General features: G+C 47.7%; 19 protein-coding genes. 5 read left to right on the top strand and 14 right to left on the bottom strand.

The genetic code is table 11. From position 1 onward, the window contains the following. The first annotated feature begins 238 nt into the window (after window positions 1-238). The 3 genes from B5M13_RS13180 to B5M13_RS13170 all read left to right on the top strand — a co-directional run bounded on the left by B5M13_RS13180 (window position 239) and on the right by B5M13_RS13170 (window position 2850). Window positions 239-496: an acyl carrier protein gene (locus B5M13_RS13180; RefSeq protein WP_080056113.1), complete on the top strand. Its 258-nt coding sequence runs from the start codon at window positions 239-241 to the stop codon at window positions 494-496. A 220-nt stretch (window positions 497-716) separates the two neighbouring features. Beyond that, window positions 717-2222, top strand: a complete 1506-nt coding sequence (locus B5M13_RS13175) for a DUF2271 domain-containing protein (RefSeq protein ID WP_080056112.1) — start codon at window positions 717-719, stop codon at window positions 2220-2222. Continuing rightward, window positions 2167-2850, top strand: a complete 684-nt coding sequence (locus B5M13_RS13170) for a PepSY-associated TM helix domain-containing protein (RefSeq protein WP_080056111.1) — start codon at window positions 2167-2169, stop codon at window positions 2848-2850. Before B5M13_RS13175 ends, B5M13_RS13170 begins: the two co-directional genes overlap by 56 nt. Before the next feature lie 94 nt (window positions 2851-2944). On the opposite strand, the gene B5M13_RS13165 is transcribed toward B5M13_RS13170, so the two are convergent. The 8 genes from B5M13_RS13165 to B5M13_RS13130 all read right to left on the bottom strand — a co-directional run bounded on the left by B5M13_RS13165 (window position 2945) and on the right by B5M13_RS13130 (window position 10811). Further along, window positions 2945-4603 carry a carboxylesterase/lipase family protein gene (locus B5M13_RS13165; protein ID WP_080056110.1) on the bottom strand — a complete coding sequence of 553 codons (1659 nt, stop codon included), beginning with the start codon at window positions 4601-4603 and terminating at the stop codon, window positions 2945-2947. A 157-nt stretch (window positions 4604-4760) separates the two neighbouring features. After that, window positions 4761-5339: a TetR/AcrR family transcriptional regulator gene (locus B5M13_RS13160; RefSeq protein ID WP_080056109.1), complete on the bottom strand. Its 579-nt coding sequence runs from the start codon at window positions 5337-5339 to the stop codon at window positions 4761-4763. A 180-nt stretch (window positions 5340-5519) separates the two neighbouring features. After that, entirely contained in the window at window positions 5520-6488 is a 969-nt protein-coding gene (locus B5M13_RS13155; RefSeq protein ID WP_080056108.1) for an MBL fold metallo-hydrolase, read from the bottom strand. 149 nt (window positions 6489-6637) lie between these two features. Then, window positions 6638-7885: a peptidase T gene (gene pepT / locus B5M13_RS13150; RefSeq protein ID WP_080056107.1), complete on the bottom strand. Its 1248-nt coding sequence runs from the start codon at window positions 7883-7885 to the stop codon at window positions 6638-6640. Window positions 7886-7959: 74 nt separating this feature from the next. Beyond that, complete coding sequence (locus tag B5M13_RS13145) at window positions 7960-8412, bottom strand: GNAT family N-acetyltransferase (protein ID WP_080056106.1); 453 nt, start codon at window positions 8410-8412, stop codon at window positions 7960-7962. A 15-nt stretch (window positions 8413-8427) separates the two neighbouring features. Then, entirely contained in the window at window positions 8428-8901 is a 474-nt protein-coding gene (locus B5M13_RS13140) for a pyrophosphohydrolase domain-containing protein (RefSeq protein WP_080056105.1), read from the bottom strand. A 90-nt stretch (window positions 8902-8991) separates the two neighbouring features. Beyond that, window positions 8992-9552 (bottom strand): hypothetical protein, encoded by a 561-nt coding sequence (locus tag B5M13_RS13135; RefSeq protein ID WP_080056104.1) that lies wholly within the window; start codon window positions 9550-9552, stop codon window positions 8992-8994. Window positions 9553-9608: 56 nt separating this feature from the next. Then, the gene (locus tag B5M13_RS13130) at window positions 9609-10811 is read right to left on the bottom strand and encodes a M28 family metallopeptidase (protein ID WP_080056103.1); all 1203 of its coding nucleotides are present in this window, start codon (window positions 10809-10811) and stop codon (window positions 9609-9611) included. 211 nt (window positions 10812-11022) lie between these two features. On the opposite strand from B5M13_RS13130, the gene B5M13_RS13125 reads away from it, so the two are divergent. Then, on the top strand, window positions 11023-11670 hold the full coding sequence (locus B5M13_RS13125; protein WP_080056102.1) for a carbonic anhydrase: 648 nt from the start codon (window positions 11023-11025) through the stop codon (window positions 11668-11670). A gap of 69 nt (window positions 11671-11739) precedes the next feature. Here the strand turns inward: B5M13_RS13125 and B5M13_RS13120 are convergent, their stop codons facing one another. After that, entirely contained in the window at window positions 11740-13929 is a 2190-nt protein-coding gene (locus B5M13_RS13120; protein WP_080056101.1) for a glutamine synthetase III family protein, read from the bottom strand. A 144-nt stretch (window positions 13930-14073) separates the two neighbouring features. Beyond that, window positions 14074-14394 (bottom strand): hypothetical protein, encoded by a 321-nt coding sequence (locus B5M13_RS13115; protein WP_155297247.1) that lies wholly within the window; start codon window positions 14392-14394, stop codon window positions 14074-14076. 263 nt (window positions 14395-14657) lie between these two features. On the opposite strand from B5M13_RS13115, the gene B5M13_RS13110 reads away from it, so the two are divergent. Then, on the top strand, window positions 14658-15791 hold the full coding sequence (locus B5M13_RS13110) for an ATP-binding protein (RefSeq protein WP_080056099.1): 1134 nt from the start codon (window positions 14658-14660) through the stop codon (window positions 15789-15791). Between the two features lie 116 nt (window positions 15792-15907). Here the strand turns inward: B5M13_RS13110 and B5M13_RS13105 are convergent, their stop codons facing one another. From B5M13_RS13105 to aroQ, 4 genes are all read right to left on the bottom strand, one after another. Continuing rightward, the gene (locus B5M13_RS13105) at window positions 15908-16942 is read right to left on the bottom strand and encodes a glutamine synthetase beta-grasp domain-containing protein (protein WP_020596016.1); all 1035 of its coding nucleotides are present in this window, start codon (window positions 16940-16942) and stop codon (window positions 15908-15910) included. A 328-nt stretch (window positions 16943-17270) separates the two neighbouring features. After that, a complete protein-coding gene (locus tag B5M13_RS13100; protein ID WP_080059912.1) occupies window positions 17271-17846 on the bottom strand; it encodes a MarC family protein in 576 nt (191 codons plus the stop codon). A 56-nt stretch (window positions 17847-17902) separates the two neighbouring features. Next, entirely contained in the window at window positions 17903-18940 is a 1038-nt protein-coding gene (locus B5M13_RS13095) for an aminotransferase class V-fold PLP-dependent enzyme (protein ID WP_080056098.1), read from the bottom strand. A 65-nt stretch (window positions 18941-19005) separates the two neighbouring features. Next, the gene (aroQ, locus tag B5M13_RS13090) at window positions 19006-19431 is read right to left on the bottom strand and encodes a type II 3-dehydroquinate dehydratase (protein WP_080056097.1); all 426 of its coding nucleotides are present in this window, start codon (window positions 19429-19431) and stop codon (window positions 19006-19008) included. Window positions 19432-19537 lie beyond the last annotated feature (106 nt).

Raw genomic sequence — 19537 nt, 5'->3', positions numbered from 1 at the left:
AACCGCGATACAGATTTATATCGGATACCCAAGCAACAAAAAAAGTATCTGACGCGTACTGAAAAATACAACAATACACATCGACAATGCGTACTATTTATCTATCATACTGGTCGTTAAGACGGCTGTTTATAAGCTAAGTGGTAAGAATGGATAACGAACAAGGGAAACTGGTCTGAACGGCCATGCCTACTTATTATTCGTTATCCATTACGCATTTCTAAAAAATTCACTATTCATGACAACCTACGAACGAGTCTTTCAAAAACTACAGCAATTTCTCTTCCGAACATTTACGTTACCCTATTCGACCATTGCCGCCTATCAGCAACTCCAGGGAACGCTGGGATTAAGTGAGTGGGAATTTACCGAAGCAGTTGTCGTACTGGAAACGCATTTTGGTGTCGTACTACCCGACGAAGCACTCACACCTCGACTGACGGTGGGTGAATTGTGTACGCTGGTCAGTCAGCAGGCAGGCGTGCCAAATCGATAATTCGCTGGGAGTTACTTCGCCTAAATACAGGAAGGATACGCTTCCGGGAAAACATTCGTAGAGTAAAACCAGTGATTCAACCGATCTGAATGGGCATTCGGATCGGTTCTTTTTTGCTTACCTGTTGTCGATAATAACTTACCAGCCGTTATCGTATAAATTACCATTAGCCATAAAACGTCACCAACCCACTAAACGAACGCACTTATCTTGTTCTCTCATGAATGCAATCTCCATCGTAGGTCTTGCTCCGCTTATAGCCAGTCTACCCGGTTCAGCCACCAGCGGCCTGTTTATCAATCACCTGGAAAACGTCCTCGGCACCTCCTTCGATCTTAAAGTTGCCGCTCGCTCTTATACAGCAGCTCGACAGGCTGAACAATTGATTTTGGCTGAAATTGATCGACTGAGCACGGTGCTGAGCGGCTATCAGTCCGATAGCGAATTCAGCCAGTGGCTGTCGGCTCCTCTCCATAAGCCCATTGTCATTTCCGACGATCTGTTTGCAGTGCTCAGCACATTTGACCGATGGCACTCGCAAACGTCGGGCGCTATCAGCGCAGCCGCCCAGCAACTCAATCAACTTTGGCAACAGGCCGCTCATCGCCAGTCGGCACCTACCGAAACGGAACGCCAACAGGCGGTAGAAGCGATCAATCAGACGCATTGGCAACTCAATGCCGATCAAAAAACGGCAACCCGATTGACCCAGGCACCCCTTCGACTACATACGTTTACCAAAAGTTACGTGCTTGATCGAGCAGCCAACGTTGCGATCAATCTACCGGGGGTAGATGGCTTAGTACTCAATAGCGGGGGCGATATAGTGGTTCGGGGTAATTGGCAGGAACCCGTTTCAGTTGCCAACCCACAGGCCGATGCCGAAAATGCTGCCCCCATAGCCCAGCTTCAGGTAAAAAATGGTGCCATAGCCACCAGTGGAAATTACCGTCGGGGTTATCAGATCGGAAACGAGTGGGTATCGCATATTATGGACCCACGTACAGGCTTACCGGCTCAGGAGGTTATCAGCGCAACAGTACTCCATCCTGATGCGATTACGGCTGGTGCATTGGCAACCGCTTTCAATGTGCTAGCTCCTTCCGAAAGCGAAGCTCTGGCCGCTCAGTTACCCAACACCGAATACCTACTGGTTACCCGCGACGGGCAAACAGTTCGTAGTGCCAACTGGCCAACTACTACCTTACCCAAAGCCTCGTCAGGTTCCGCAGAGGCTTTAACAACGGCTCATCTGCTCTCGCTCCCCATTAAAGACAAACTGTGGAACCCTAATCAGGAGTTACAAATAACACTGGAACTGGCTCGCTTTGAAGGGCGCTCGCACCGTCCGTTTGTAGCGATTTGGGTTGAGGACGAATCCGGGAAGCCCGTCCGACAACTGGCTCTGTGGTATAACAAACCTCGCTGGCTACACGATCTGCGGGAATGGTACAGCCTGCAAACCGATAAGGCCACTTCCGTTACCAGTGCCACTCGATCACCGGGCGAATATACACTGGTCTGGGATGGAAAAGATGACGATGGCCAATATGTAAAACAGGGTAAATACACCATCCTGATCGAAGCGGCACGGGAGCATGGCTCTTATCAGCTTATTCGTCAGACGATGGATTTCAATGGAAAAGTTAAACAGCAACCCCTCACCGGAAATGTCGAAATCACAGCAGCAGCCCTGGATTACCGCGAAAAAACATCAACTCGCTAATGGGCATTCCGTGCGGCAACAGCCAGCCGTAAAATCGCTGGGGGGCGTCCGCTGGGCAGGGGTAGCCCGCTGGCTGCACCTCTACCTATCGGTAGTGAGCTTCATACTGGTGCTCTTCTTTGCGGTAACGGGCCTTACGCTCAACCATGCCGACTGGTTCGACGACGCTACCCAAACGACAGAACTCAAAGGAAAACTCAATCCTGCATGGGTAGCTGGTACGGATACGGGAACTGTTAACAAACTGGCCATTGTCGAGTATCTGCGGGCCACCCACCAGCTCAAAGGCATGGTCAGTGAGTTTCGGATTGATGATCGCGAGTGTTCGCTGTCCTTTCACGGACCGGGTTACTCGGCCGATGCGTTTGTTAAACGACCCGATGGTACCTATACGATCACCGAAACCAAAATGGGACTGATGGCAGTACTCAACGACCTGCATAAAGGCAGGGATACAGGCCGGGGCTGGGCATGGGTCATTGACATTGCTGCCGTGTTCATGACACTGGTTTCGCTAACCGGATTAGCCTTGTTGCTCCTCCTGAAAAAACGGCGGGTCAGTGGTCTTGGCTGGTTAGTGATCGGGGGCACTGCCACTGGGTTAGCGTACTGGCTACTAGTCGTTTAGAAGATCAATAGAACACAGATCCTTATGATGATTATGATTAATCAAGATCCGTTTTAATCATAATCATCATAAGGATCTGTGTTCTATTGATTGCTTAGGCCAGTGCTTTCCGGGCTTCGCGGTCGGGGTCGTTGGCCAGTGCCGGAACATCGTCCAGAATCATAGTTTCACCGTTTTGCGTCGTGTAGGGTTTCCAGTTGGGGAGGCCACCGCCGTTCGGGTTACCCGTTTTCATAAAATTGATAAACGAGCCTGCCATCTTTTCCGATAACGCCCGTGGCCGCTTCCCTCCACCCGTATGGGTGAGCATCAGATCAGTATTGTAGAACCAGAAACAGATGTCGTCGCAGTGGAACGCCCGCATCCGTCCATCAAACAGGGGCGGTTGCCAGCCAAACCAGGCCACATACACCGGTGCTTTATGCTGCGACGCTTTGGCATCGGCGGCAGCAACGGCATTTTTCCGGTTCGACACAATCAGTGCCCATAGCTCTATCGGCCGCGCTTTCGGGAAATTCCGGGCATAGGCATCGACAATATCGCCCGATTTATCACCAAAGCGTGGCTTAATTTTCTCCTTCACCTGATCCAGCGAAATGGCTTCCAGCGATGCATCGGTCCGATTGGGATTCATTTCGTGGAAGGTCGTACAAATCATCAGCGGAATATCGGCCGAGAAATGGTTTGGGTCGTTGAAAAAGGCACCACTACTTAGGTAAGTCCCGTCACCTACAGGCGAATACCCGCCCCGCTGAATACCCATTCGTTTTGCTTCGTCGGCCATTTTTTCGACTGCCCGATTGGCGATGGCAATGTAGTCAAGCCAGGGAATCTGCTGAAGCTTTTCGATTTCGCCTTGTTTCAGTCCAGCCTCTTCCATAACCTTCTGGCCCAGTTTCTCGGCGTATTCCTTATTGGCTCCGGCCAGTGAGCTACCACTCAAAGCCACTGCCTTATGAAACAGCCCTTTTGCCGATGGCATATTCATCAGCGTCGTTACCTTAGCTCCTCCACCCGACTGCCCAATAATGGTTACGTTGTTGGGATCTCCACCAAAATTGGCGATGTTATTCTTCACCCATTCGAGTGCTGCTACCATATCCAGATTGCCTACGTTGCCAGAAGCGGCATGACCACCCACCGCTTTCAGGTCCGTATAGCCCAAGGGTCCGAGCCGGTGGTTGAGCGAGCAGAAAACCACATTGCCAAACCGGGACAGATTTTCGCCATGATAGCCGTCCTGCTCAATGCCGTTTCCATTCGTGAAACCTCCTCCATGCAGCCAGACCACCACCGGGCGTTTTTGTTTGTCTAAAGCCGGCGTCCAGACGTTGAGTTTCAGACAATCTTCCGATACATCGTCGTAGTTCCAGTGGTCAACAAACGATGCGTAAGGATTCGCATAGCGTTTTTCCATAATCTGCGGAGCGGAATTACCCCACCACAACGCAGGCCGTATGTCGGTCCAGGGTGTAGGTTTTTGCGGGGGCATAAACCGATTTTTACCGGACGTATCGGCCCCATACGGAATACCTAAAAACTGATGAATGCCTCTGAGGATAAACCCTCTGACTTTGCCGTATTCGGTATTGGCCACAGCGATGTTGTCGCCCACGAATAATAGTTGATCATCACCGGTTGGCTTTGTCACTTTAGGGCGATTTGGGCCAGCCGCATCCGATGAGTATGGCACACCTAAACCAGCTACACCAACTCCCAGCGATTGTAAAAAATTACGTCTTGAAGCGTTCATCGTTGACTATGTTAGAAAGTTAAAGATTGGTTAATCCGGCTACTGAAAACCATAGGAAGCGTTAAGCAATAAGCTTACTGTCAAAAAGACATAATGAGCTTTTTTTACTCTTGTCCGGTTCCCTTTGTTTCTGACCTTCACCGGATTTACTACCGCTCTATACCATCGCCAACTCGCCTTGCATAGTCTCGTATATGTCTAGTCCTTTACGGGTTAGCAAACCCCGAATGAAATGATGCTTTATCGCTTCGTCGGAGGTTTCATAGGGGGTTTCTCGCTGGCTTTGGTCGGCCCATAACCAGGCGATTACCCCCAGTTCCAGATCGGTCCGGTACACAGTCTGCTCGATGCCGTGTTGTAGATTGCTGACCAGAATGGTATTGATGTATTCGGCCCGGAATTGTTGAAAGAACCCCCAGACGGTGGGGTAATGCCGTTCAATATCCCGGAATAGATTCGGATTTACGGTTCGTCGGTAATGGATCAGCCGATTCCAGATCAGCAGGGCCTCCAGAATGGGATTATCTACTCGGGTTAAAATGGCGCTGGCTTCCCGCAGATTTTCGTTCAACTGATTTTCCAGCATCAGTCGAACCAGTTCTTCCTTGCTATCGAAATACTGATACACGGTTTTCTTCGAGATACCGAGTTCCTGGGCAATATCTTCCAGCCTGACGGTTCGCACGCCAAATTGATTAAACAGATGCCGGGCTTCGGCAATAATACGTTCTTTCATGCTTATTAGCTGTATAGCTGTATAAGTACATAGGGGCTAAATAGTTAATCAGATAAGCATCAAATTGAAAAAAAATAAGCGTCAGGTTTCTTCCAGCTCTCTAAAAAAGGAATCTCCCCTCCTGAGGCTAAGTTTGCCAGCAAGTGGGGAGACATCCGGTACGTTCGGGTATGCGACTTATTAGCGATCCCGCTGAATAGCCCAGATCATATAGGTCAGTAAACCCGCTACCAAGCCTAAGCCCAGTCCCCGTGCTACATGAAACGAAACCGGGGTCGGCATCTCTACAATTCCATGTTCATCAGTAATAGCCGCCTGTTTTACATAGCGTCCGTCTAAGGAGGGAATCGAACGTGATTCGAATTCGTGCGCCAACCGATTCAACCCTAGTTCCAGTTCAAGTCCGCGCACCGCTATACCATGCCCCGTTCCAGCCGCTAACGGATTTAGATTATTCAACTTAATCACTGATTGTTTAGCTGCTTCCCAATCGCAGGTAAAATAGGCTGGAGGTCCATGAAACTCTTCACGCTGGGTAGCCACTGCCGAAATAGTATTCTGATTGGTGGTCACAAAGGCATCACCCGCAATGAGTGTTCGATCTTTATCACGAAACAGGGATATGTGACCGGGGGCATGGCCGGGGGTATGAATAGCACGCCAGTTGGGTAATTCCGGGATTTGTCCATTCTCCGCAATCGGTCGAATGGCATCGCCAAAATCCATTGGCCCAATAGGAAAAATCCATGACATATACGACATTCCACCGCCCCCAATTGCCGGATCGGGTGGTGGATAACTCGACTTCCCGGTTAAGTATGGAATTTCCAGCCGATGGACGTAAACGGGTACATCCCAGTCTTTCAACAATGTTTTCAATGAACCCGTATGATCGGCATGCCCATGAGTCAGTACAATCGCTCTGGGCTTGGTGCCGGGTCCAAATAATTCCTCGGCCCGACCTTTTATGGCTCCGGCATACCCCATCAAGCCCGCATCGACCAGTACCCAGGGATTACCGTGCCCAGGTTCACCAATGAAAAATACATTGACAAACAGTGTTTTCAAGCCCGATACATCGGCGGTTACATCATACGGGTTTTTCGTGCCGACCGCTATCGGCTCATCCAGTTCCAGTTCGCTTTCCATATCTGTGACGTTTATAAAAAACGGTCAGCCCAGTTCATGTCACGGTTTCAACTTGATAAAAAACCACGATACAAACTAACCTGACCGTCTTGTAGCTCAACCTACAGATATGATGGATTGTTCAGCAAAACCGGCAAACGGTCTGCTTCTTAGCTGCGCTCTTCCCAAACAGTGGCTACATTCACAATGACTTCAACGGCTTTCTGCATATCCTGAACCGACACCCATTCCAGCCGCGAATGAAACGCATGTTCTCCAGCAAAAATATTGGGACAGGGCAACCCCATGAATGATAGCCTCGACCCATCGGTCCCTCCCCGGATACTACGTCGTTCAGCTGAAAGGCCCGCCCGTTTGATGGCTTCCAGTGCATTATCGACCACGGCTGGGTACTGGTCCAGCACATTTTTCATGTTGCGGTATTGCTTTTTAACCACAAACTGTGCCGACGAACCTGGGTAATTTGCCAATACGTCGTTCAGCATGTTTTGCAGATAGAGTTCTTTTTCCTGCAAGCCCACTTCCGTAAAATCGCGAATGATAAACTCCAGCACAGCCTGATCCTGATTACCATCCAGCCGAGTGGGATGAACGAAGCCTGCTTTATCCTCGGTTGTTTCGGGAGAAAGGGCATTTTTGGGCAGTGCCGCCAACAAGTCGGCTGCTATTTTCAACGCATTTTCGAGCTTGCCTTTAGCAAAACCCGGATGCGTACTGACCCCCTGAATCGTAATTTTTACCGCATCAGCCGAGAAGGTTTCATCTTCTAGAGTGCCTAAGGCTTCTCCATCGATGGTATAGCCAAAATCGGCCCCAAGTTTCTTGATGTCTACTTTTTCAGTGCCTCGCCCAACCTCTTCATCGGGTGTAAAGAGCAACCGAATACGGCCATGTTTACTATCAGGATGCGTAATGAGATAATTAGCCGCATCCATAATCTCGGCTACACCCGCTTTGTTATCGGCTCCCAGCAGCGTAGTGCCACTGGCCGTAATAATGTCGTTGCCAATCTGCTGTCGAAGATCAGGATGATCAGCCACACGAATTATCTGATTAGGGTCGTCGGGCAGGACAATATCGGTTCCATTCCAGTGGCTATGAATGATTGGTTTCACCCCTTCACCTGTCACATCAGGCGATGTATCGACATGCGAACAAAAGCAGATGGTCGGAACGGTCGTCTTATCGGACGTAGCCGGAATAGTTGCGTATACGTACCCCCATTCATCCAGTTCAGCATCGGCAATGCCCATCTGGTGCAACTCCTCTACCAATAATCGACTGAGGTCTTTCTGTTTGGCGGTACTTGGGTTAGCTGTTGATTGCGGGTCTGACTGCGTATCGATCTGAACATAGCGCAGAAAACGCTCAACCGCCGTAAATTGGTAATCTTTCATACACTCTATCGTATCTTCGGATTCTGTGGTGTCAAGAGAATCCTTTAACAACGAATCTACTTAGAACAAATTCCTTAAAAATGCAGCTTCATTCCTTCATGTGATGCGTTGAAACCAAGCTTTTCATAAAATCGAAGGGCGTCAGGTCGTTGTTTATCCGTCGTTAATTGTATAACGTGGGCTTTTCGTTCTCTGGCTCGTGCGATTGCCCACTCAATCATTTTCTGGCCGATGCCTTCTCCACGAACATCCTCCCGTATGCGAACTGCTTCAATTTGCGCCCTTACACCTCCCCGATAGGTCAGATACTGAATAAAACTTAACTGTAATGTCCCAATCAGTTCTTTCTCAGTGTTTTCAACAACAATCAATTCCTGATTTGGATCGGCATTGATATGGTCAAACGCAGTAAAGTAAGCGTCTGGTACTGGATCGGTATAGTTCTCCCGAAGTTGTCCTAACTTGTCGTTAGCTAATAATTGTACAATCGATGGAACGTCCTGCCGGGCTGCTTTCCTGAAAAGCATGGTATATGTCGTGATTTAGGCTAATTCGCTAAGAACACCCTCCAGATTGGCAGGCGAGTAATTGACACTTTTCAGCGTTTTGTGATCCGCATCACGATACACCAGAAACTTACCGTCCGATTCAATATAGTGGCATGGTACTCCTTTGGCCTGATACTCGGCAACAGTAGCTTCTGCTTCAGCAACGGTCAGACAGGCTTTGCTCATATTCGAGCGCTGTACTTCATCAAATAAATCTTTGAATTTATGGCCCAGCCCAAACTCCAACACAGCCCCCGACAATACGTATTGCAAATCGCATAAGGCATCGGCTACGGCAACAATATCACCCTCGGCAATGGCTTCGCGCAGTTCATCAAGTTCTTCTGCCAGTAGGGCCACCCGTAGCTGACACCGGGCTTCAGATGGGATTTGTGGCGTTTCTAAAATAGGGGCATGGAAGGTACGGTGAAATTCCGCCACCTGATTAAGCGAGTCGGGTTGCTGCATATATCAATGTTAGAATGAGTGAATAATAGAATGAGTGAATATTAAAATTTTGTATAATATTCACTCATTCTATTATTCACTCATTCAAAATTAATTTTCGTCTTCACTCGAAAATGAATACAAGGTTGTGTCTAATGAAAGTTTGTTGGCGTTGAAGTCACGAACGAATGCTTCGACGATATCGTCATTGATCTCTTCTACATTTAGGCATACGTCCAGCGCGATGCCATAATCGGATTGCATGTCGACTTCCACATGCTCCTGTACCTTAACCGTTTCGGTTTCTTCAATCTCGTCGATAATTTCGGTCAAAGCCGTTTCGGCTTCTTCTTCCAGCTCAGGCGAGATTTTATAGGTAGGCTTCCGGTCTTCAGGTGGCACGTATTCCGGATACGTTTTGCGTACCTGCTCTACAGCCATTTCATACACTAAACTGCTGTGATGCAGGCGAAGCGTATAAACCAGTGTATCGAAAATAACTTCTTCGCCCTGGTACTTACCCGGAAACTGAATGTGTACGCATTCGCCTTCATCCAGTGTATCCAGGTCATCATCTTCGACGTAAACGAACGATTTTCCTTCCTTCCGACATTCCTCTTTGAGGGCGCTGATTTCTTCAGGGTCGTACCCCTCGTTTTTGTAGTTTGCCATGGGACAAAGCTAATGGATAATGTAGTATGAACAATGCCGTTTACCCAGTAGCCTATTTAGCCGTTGTTCGTCATCCACTTTAACACAACTGCTTCGGCGAGATCGATGGCATCATGCATTGATCCGGTTTCCACCTGTTCAAGCGTATCGGCAGTCTGGTGAATACGTGGCATTTGCCCCTGATCATCCAGCGCACACAAAGCCAGCACAGGAATTCGATTACGTACAAACCATACGCTATCGAAGTCGGCCGTATGCCAGCGCCCAATCTGCGCTCGTTCGCTGAACCGATCACTTACCAGCAGTTGTCTGGCCAACTGAGTCGCTGTATTATCGTAACGTATGCGCTCAACAGTACCCGTTTGTTCAATGACCGTAAGTTTTCCGGCTCCGAGTGTATCAAAATTGATGGCCAAGGTTTCAGGACGCTTCCATTCCCTTTTGTGGGCTTCTACATAGGAATAAGCCCCAATCATCCCTACTTCTTCGGCACTAGTGAGCACAACCTCAATATCCAGATCGGGCAGGTTTACATCCGTCAGTCGTTCGGCTGTTGCCAAAGCCGCTGCCACTCCCGTTGCGTTATCGCTGGCTCCGTTGGTATAGCCATGAAGCCAGTAACCAAGCGTTCCCATAACAGCCTGGAGCCCAAAATAAGCCATCAGTCCGTACCGGGCATACTGAACGTAAGGCAAGCCAACTTTAAGGGCTTCCAGCGCTGCGATACCAACGGAAAATCCCATCAGCCACAGCGATATAATCAATGATACCCGAAAATTGGTCTGCTGTTTGGGGCTGTACAGCAGCGACACAGGTGCAGTATCGTAGTGAGCCATTAAGATGACTTTTCGCCGGTTTTCTATTGGTCCGCCACTCGACCAACTGCCGATTACATTACTGGCCGTGTGTTGCACCGGAAATCGGGTAATAAATGAATAGTTCCAGTTGAAATACCGCCAGGCCATAACTGTAAAATACAGCACCAGACCAACAGCAACCCCCGAAACGGGAATCAAGGCCAGACTAACCAGTAAGCCACCAATTAGCCAATATACAATTGTTAGGTAAGTACGGGGTGTCTGAAACGATTCTGTACGTACCTGAGCTCCCATCTCGGTCAGATACGATTGTAGAAGTCGTGCAGCTTCAGTTCCCTGAGGGGTTGCTGCTCCTCTATGGGGTAATCGGCAAAGGTCTTGTAAAAGGCTGGAAGCAGAGTACACGGATTCGGGTTTATAATGGATGGTATAGTGGTGCAAATTACATATGCTTTTTAATACAATATTAAGGTCAGACCAACGTCAGATTGCTCAAAAACCTTCGTTGTTTTGATAATGCCTACCATTGACATTAAAAAGAGATTAAAAAACAGAATAAGGAGTTTATCAAAATCTGCTATCTTCACCCCTAAATTGTCCAAGCAACGTATCGTATTGACGACTCATCAGTCACCATCTTTTTACTTTAGTTATGACAAGCTACCAGCAGATTTTTGAGAATAACCAGAAATGGATTGCGGAGAAAACCCGTACTGACAGCGATTTTTTTAAAACACTGGCTGAAAATCAACAACCTGACTACCTGTACATTGGTTGTTCCGACAGTCGGGTAACCGCCGAAGACATGATGGGTATTAAGCCTGGAGAAGCTTTTGTTCATCGTAACGTTGCCAATCTGGTCAACAACATTGACCTGAACGTTATGTCCGTAATCGAATATGCGGTGCAGCATCTGAAAGTAAAACACATTATTGTATGCGGACATTACAATTGCGGGGGCGTCAAAGCAGCTATGCAGCCTAAAGATCTGGGAACGCTGAACCCCTGGCTACGTAACATTCGGGATGTGTACCGTGCCCATCAGGACGAGCTTGACCTTATCACGGACGAACCTGCCCGGTATGACCGACTTGTTGAGCTAAATGTGCAGGAACAATGTGTGAACGTTATCAAAACGGCCGCTGTGCAGCTCTCCTATTTCGAACATGGTTACCCAGAAGTACACGGCTGGGTGTTTGACCTCCGAACAGGCCGTATTAAAGACCTTGAACTGGATTTCCCGGAAATACTCCATAACATCCAGAAGATCTATAACCTAACCGACAAACCCTGGTATTAGGCTATACGTTGGAACCGCATCGGCAGCCAGTCTTCGTCGCATAAAGACTGGATGCCGATGCGGTTCCAACTATTTCACAAACAGCAACTCCCGGTATTTTACCAGTGGCCAGTCTTCATCGTCGACGATTTCTTCGAGCTTGTCTACTTCATAGCGAATGATCTCGAAATGGTCCTTCACTTCCGTAGCATACAGGCGTGCCCGTTCAACCGTATCGCTCACGTTGTTCGCTTTCTTCCGCGAATCGATCATAGCTTCGACCCCTTTTTTGATGACCAGTACTCGAGTCGAAATTTCACGCAGTATATCCTTGATCGGTTCGGCTTCGGCACTCATTCCCAGTTCGACCAGATTCCGGGCGGTTTCGGCCAGTTTATTCTGATATTTCAAGGCCGTGGATACAACGTGGTTCATAGCCAGATCGCCCATCACCCGCGATTCGATCTGTACGTTTTTGATATACTTCTCCAGTTCGATCTCGTAGCGTGATTCTACTTCGGCATGGTTCATAACTCCCGTCCGTTCAAATAAGGACAGCGATTCGGGTTGCACGTAAATGGCCAATGCTTCGGGCGACGATTTAATGTTCGATAAACCACGTTTGGCCGCTTCCTCTACCCACTCGTCCGAATAGCCATTTCCCTCAAACAGAATCCGTTTTGAGTTCGCGTAATACTCTTTCAGAATATCGACAATGGCCAGTTCTTTCTTTTCGTTTCGTGCCAGCCGACCGTCGAGATCGGTTTTAAACTTGTTTAGCTGATCAGCAACAATGGCATTTAACACGGTCATGGTTGAAGCCGAGTTGGCCGAACTCCCTACGGCCCGGAACTCAAACTTATTACCCGTAAAGGCAAACGGCGATGTTCGATTTCGATCGGTGTTATCGCGCATTAAGCTTGGAATCCGATTCAGGCCCAGTTTGTAATACACATTATCGCCTTTGTTGATCGTCACCTCCGACTTGGTTTCCAGATCGGTTAACGCCTGGGTGAGCGTTTCTCCTAAAAAGACCGACATGATAGCAGGCGGTGCCTCATTAGCGCCCAAACGATGTTCGTTACCAGCTGATGCAATGCTGGCCCTCAGCAGATCGGCGTTGTCGTGAACGGCTTTGATAACATTGACCAGAAACGTCAGAAAACGAAGCGTCTCCTTAGGTTTCGTACTGGGAGCCAGCAGGTTAACACCCGTATTAGTTCCCATCGACCAGTTGTTGTGCTTGCCACTCCCGTTGATTCCGGCAAACGGTTTTTCGTGGAAAAGGACTTTCAGGTTATGCTTTTCAGCTATTTTTTCCATCAGGTCCATGAGCAGCGCGTTATGATCGATGGACAAATTGACTTCCTCAAAGGTCGGCGCTACTTCAAATTGCCCTGGCGCTACTTCGTTGTGTCGCGTTCTGACCGGCATGCCGAGCTTCATCGACTCAAACTCAAAGTCGACCATAAAGGCATTGACACGGGGGGGGATTGAGCCAAAATAATGATCTTCTAACTGCTGCCCGCGTGCCGGTTGGTGCCCGAATACAGTACGACCCGCCAACACCAGATCAGGGCGAGCGTAGAACAGCGCCCGGTCGACCACAAAATATTCCTGCTCAGGCCCCAGGGTAGGCGTCACTTTGGTAATGTTGCGATCGAAATACTGGCAAACAGCCGTCGCTGCCTTATCCAGCGCATTCAGTGCTTTCAGTAAAGGCGTTTTGTAATCAAGCGCTTCGCCGGTGTACGATATAAATACCGATGGAATACAGAGTGTTTTGCCACCTGCCCCATTGTCCATCAGGAAAGCGGGCGAACTAGGGTCCCATCCGGTATAACCACGGGCTTCGAAGGTATTACGCAGTCCACCACTTGGAAACGATGAGGCATCGGGCTCCTGCTGAACTAAGGCACTCCCTTTAAATTTCTCGATGGCTTTTCCATCCGAGCCGACATCAAAAAACGCGTCGTGCTTTTCGGCTGTTTCGCCAGTCAGCGGCTGAAACCAGTGGGTATAGTGTGTAGCACCTTTTGAGGTAGCCCACGATTTCATGGCTCCGGCTACTTCGTCGGCAATAGCCCGGTCGATCTGGCCATTGGTGTTGATGGCCTCAGTAACTTTCAGGTATGCTTCGGGCGACAGCAGCGACCGCATAACTTCATTATTAAACGTATAACTGCCAAAAAAGTCGCCGACACGCTCAGTAGGTGCTGTTACGAGCATCGCCTGACGATTCTGGGCCATTTCAAGCGCTTTAAAGCGAAAATTGGACATTGAGACGGTTTCGAGGTTTTAGGTTGAAAAATTAACCAAACATACACCCCATCTGCCAGTTACAGAACAGGGATTCGGTAATTTCTTGCGTCAGCTTTACTCAGGAGCCAATTCCTTAGCTTTAATAGCTGGAAGTAAGCCGTACTACTCCTCGCCCGAAAGCAATCCCGAAATCCCAAAAAGCATCGTTCCCAAAATTTTAGGGCCGAACTTCTTTCCCGTAAATCGCCCGAACTCACTCATCCATTTTGTTTTCTCCAGCACCTTAGCGCCAGTCTCTCGCAACGCATCAGTGGTTTCTTTTCCAGCCGCTTTTTTCGAAAAGTATACGACCGGGGCACTCAGACCGAGCACTGAAAGTCCAACTACGGCTCCTGCTACGGCACCAATCGTACCAGAAATTTCTTTACCTGTTTCCTCAAACTGCTTCCATTTTTCTTCGAAATCGTACTCGTTGGATTCCATAGCTTTCACGTTAAGATACAGGAACATTGACAGTTAAAGGTAGCTAAAAGCTAATTGGGAATGTAACAAACTTGATAAGTGGTCCTGTATAGAAATAAAGAATCCCGACCACTTTCGTAGTCGGGATTCTGACTAACTACTATTCTTCAAATTCTGAACAGTTACAAGTGTTATTTTTATTTGTCTGGACAATTATTAGCTTAATTTGCACTAATTTAGCTAATACAAATACTAATTTCGCATTAAAATAAGTACAGGTAGGCATGATCAGACGGCAATTAAGTGATACGATCCGTAAAAAACTTTTAGAATCGAATAAGATTATCATCCTATATGGCCCGCGGCAAGTTGGAAAAACTACTTTAGTACGGGAATTAATCAGTACGTTACCTTATCGGTCCTTAAGCGTAAATGCGGATGAATTGCTTTACCAAACCGTTTTGTCAGGCCGGAATCTAAACCAGATGAAACTTCTTGTGGAAGGGTATGATCTGCTGTTTGTCGACGAAGCCCAGCGTATTCCAGATGTAGGGATTAATCTGAAAATTCTACATGATGCATTGCCCAATCTGAAGATCATTGCAACCGGATCTTCGTCTTTTGAATTGGCTAACAAAACAAAAGAAGCTTTGACAGGTCGAACCTGGACGTACGAACTTTTCCCGATTTCACTGGGTGAACTTCGACAAGAGCAAAACGCATTTCAGTTACAACAACGGCTGGAAGAACTTTTGCGCTTTGGTTCTTACCCCGATACGCTCCAGTTTACCAATGCCACCGACAAAGTGCATTATTTACGTGAGCTTTCTTCAGCGTATCTGTATAAAGATATATTGGAAATGGCCTCTATTCGGCACGCCGATAAACTGCGAAAGCTGATCCAGTTACTAGCCTTTCAGGTTGGCTCAGAAGTCTCTTTGAATGAGATAGGTAATACACTTGGCATGAGTAAGGACACGGTTAATACGTACATCGACCTACTGGAAAAAGCATTTGTTGTCTTTCGGCTATCTGGTTTTAGTCGAAACCTTCGGAAAGAAATCAGCAAGATGGACAAGGTTTACTTCTATGATCTGGGTATTCGAAACGTAGTCATTGATAATTTCCAACCCCTTGATCTACGAACGGATATAGGTGCTTTGTGGGAAAATTTCCTGGTCATTGAGCGTCGTAAGCGAAATGCTTATACAGGTCAGTTTGCCAACACTTACTTCTGGCGTACGTATACTGGAGCCGAACTTGACTACGTAGAAGAAGCCAACGGGCAACTATCCGGTTTTGAATTTAAGTTTTCCCGCAAATCAGTTAAAGCCCCTGCTTCCTGGATAGATACCTACCCTGGTGCCAATTTCCAGTTAATTAACCAGGAAAATTATTTGGCATTTGTGATCGACTAACTACCTAATTGCCAATTAACCACTCGCCCTCCATAATTCCCCAACGTACCAGGCCCCATAGAAAAAGCCCGGCTACTTTCGCAGTCGGGCTTCTGAGTTAATCTATGCAGGATGGCTTATGCTTCTACAGCTTCTGCCGCCTTAACAGTCTTGATAATGATAGCAGCTACTTTGTAAGGATCAGCCGCCGAGTTTGGCCGACGATCTTCCAGCCAGCCTTTCCAGCCACGCTCTACTGTAGCGATAGGGATACGAATCGAAGCACCCCGGTCCGATACACCAAACGAGAATTGGTCGATCGACTGGGTTTCGTGCTTACCGGTCAAACGCAGGTGGTTGTCAGCGCCATATACATCGATACAGGCTTTGATCACCTCAGGCGAGCTACCGAATCCGCTACAGATTTTTTCATATACTTCCTTGCTACCTGCCGTACGAAGCGTGGTGTTCGAGAAGTTAGCGTGCATACCCGAACCGTTCCAGTCGGTAGCGCCCAGGGGTTTGCAATGCCAGTTGATCGAAATACCGTATTTTTCACCGATACGCTCCAGAATGTAGCGAGCAACCCAGATCTGGTCGCCAGCTTCTTTCGCACCTTTGGCAAAAATCTGGAATTCCCACTGACCTGTAGCAACTTCAGCATTGATACCTTCTACGTTCAGGCCGGCATCAAGGCAAGCGTCGAGGTGTTCTTCGATGATATAACGGCCATACGCATTTTGAGCACCAACCGAGCAGTAGTAAGGGCCTTGTGGGCGTTTTGGGAAACCTTCTGCTGGGAACCCAAGCGGCTTATCGATGCTCATGTCCCACAGGAAGTATTCCTGCTCGAAACCGAACCAGAAATCGTTGTCGTCATCTTCAATCGTGGCACGGCCGTTCGACTCGTGAGGGGTACCATCAGCATTCAGCACTTCGCACATCACGAGGTAGCCATTCTTACGCTGTGGATCAGGGCAGATGAAAACGGGTTTCAGCAAGCAGTCGGACGAGCCACCTGGAGCCTGTTCGGTTGACGAACCATCAAACGACCACATAGGGCAGTCTTCCAGTTTACCAGAGAAATCGCCTTCAATTTTGGTTTTTGAACGCAAGCTTTGGGTAGGCTTATAACCATCGAGCCAAATGTATTCTAACTTCGCCTTTGCCATGATGTACAAGTGGATTGAGTTGAATAGGGGTTTTGTGCAATACTTTTGGCAAATATAATGCGGCTTTACAATAAAAAATAAATGCTATATACCCCTTCAACCATATTTTTTATGGTTTTTGCGGAAAAATTATAATTATAATTCGTTTGGTACAGTAATTCGCCATATTTAGGCTATTTTTTTTATCACTTTATAATCTTACCGGCTTTCTACGAATTTTTAAGAATTGGTTCGTTTTACCTTTAAAAATCCTGTATTTATCGTAACATTTTGTCTTATTTCGTGATTTAAGCTTTAAAGTGAAAGCTGTTTAAGTGACTTATTGGTCTTAAAAATCAGAAATAAGATTCGTTTTGAGCAGCTTAATCGCGATGGCTAATAGAATAATGCCGAAGATTTTCCGCAACACAGCTAGTCCTCCAGCCCCCAACCTATCTTCCAGCCATCCTGACGATCGCAATACGGCATAAATCAGCAGGAGATTCAGAACGATACCGATGATAATATTGACAGTCTGGTAGGCGGCTCGGAGCGAAATGAGTGTGGTTAGGGTTCCGGCTCCGGCAATCAGAGGAAAAGCGATTGGAACAATATGGGTAGCTCCGCCCGTCTCTACTTCCGATTTAAAAATGGTTCGTCCCAGAATCATTTCCAGACCAATCAGGAAAATGATCAGGGCACCCGCCACAGCAAAGGAAGCGACATCGACCCCGAAGAGAGCCAGCAGTTGATCCCCTACAAACAGGAAAGCAATCATCAGAGCTCCCGAAGCCAGGGTAGCCCGCTCCGACTCGATCTTTCCCGATTTCCGGCGCAGATCGATAATTACGGGCAGCGAGCCGATTATATCGATCACCGAGAATAGAATCAGTGTGACCGAAACGATTTCTTTAAAATTAGGCATAGGCAAGATGGTAGTGAGCGTTTCCCCGCTGGGATGATATACCAACAATGAATTGATCATAATGCGGACATCCTGTCCGCGTTACAGTAATTCAGCAAAAACTGTTTCAAGGTTTCAATTTCGTCGGTAGAAATAGCAGGAAAATTAGCGATCCGAAAGGTTGATGTCTTCCAGTCACCGTAGCCATTACCGAGCATAATACCAGCCTGTTGGGCAGCTATTTTAATAGCTTTTATGTCCGTATCACTTCCTTGTACTGCAATGACGGTATCGGACCGCACCAATATATCCCGGTTCAATAATTGAAAAGGCGACTGAGCCAGTTCGTTCTCAAAAAAAGAATACCAGGCAGCGGCACGTTGTTTTGTGACGCTGGCGACCTCGGCAATTGGGGCGATCTGCTGCAAGATCCGCATCAACAGATAAATCCCTAACCCGTTTGGCGTATAGGGGGTCTGAAATTTCGAGAAATTCTCATGGATAAACAGCAGACTGTTGTAGTGATTGTTCTCCCCTATTTCTTCGGCCCGTTTCAACGCATTTGGCGAATAAGTCAGAACAGCCAGTCCGGCGGGTAAACCAAAACATTTCTGGACCGACGCAAACCAAACATCGGCCAATGTCCAGTCGAGCACAATACCCGCCATCGACGAAACCGCATCAACAGCAATTAGCCCTGTAAAATCACGGCGGAACTGGGCCAGCGTTTCCATCGGCACCTGGGTGCCATTGGAGGTTTCGTTCTGAACGATACACAGTACATCAGCATCACTCAGGCGGGTCGGTGGTTTTATCCGGTAGGCATACTCAGCCCACTTTTTTCCGAAGGCACCACTATGCGGATGCAGGCTGGCTTCGCCGGTTAGTGACTGGGCCACAATTTCCCAGCACTCCGTTGCCGACGACACCAGGGCAATATGGTAATCGGCCGGGATAGCGAGTTTTTCATGCAGCAGGCGAATGGTTTCTTTTACAATGTCCATGAAGCCTGTGCTTCGATGATTCAGGCTAACAATTCCCTGACGAACCGCTTCGACCGCATAATCGGCCACTTGCGGGTATACTTTCGACGGACCTGGGTAAAAGGTGATCATTGCTTAATGAGTAATGTAAAATGAACAATGGATAATAAATTGATGCCTTTTTTGTCCATTGCTCATTATCCATTGTTTATTAGATAGCGTATAGCCATTTCATACCCCATTAGTCCCAGCCCTACGACAACCCCTTTGCATTTAGCCGACAGGTAGCTGTGGTGGCGGAACGACTCACGGGCATGTACATTCGAAATATGGACCTCTATGGCTGGCGCTGTAACGGCCGACAACGCATCGGCAATAGCAATGGATGTATGGGTGTATGCACCAGCATTGATCACAATGCCATCGACATCGAAACCAAGTTCGTGAATTTTATCGATCAGTTCGCCTTCGTGGTTCGACTGAAAATAGCGAAGTTGCACATCCGAAAACTGCTGTTCGAGGGTTTCCAGGTAATCGACAAACGAGCGATTACCATAAATAGTCGGTTCGCGCTTACCTAACAGGTTCAGGTTCGGGCCGTTAATAATAAGAATCTGTTTCATACTAAATGAATAATGGATAATGAGTAATGGATAATGTAAAAGGGATAATGATCGATGGCAAACTCAGCACACTAGCATATCCAGTATTCATTTAACATTATCCATT

Origin of the sequence: Spirosoma aerolatum (genome assembly GCF_002056795.1) — a bacterium.
Lineage (GTDB): Bacteria > Bacteroidota > Bacteroidia > Cytophagales > Spirosomataceae > Spirosoma > Spirosoma aerolatum.
The sequence above is the reverse complement of the archived record's forward strand: the minus strand, read 5'-3'. Positions and strand labels throughout refer to the sequence as shown.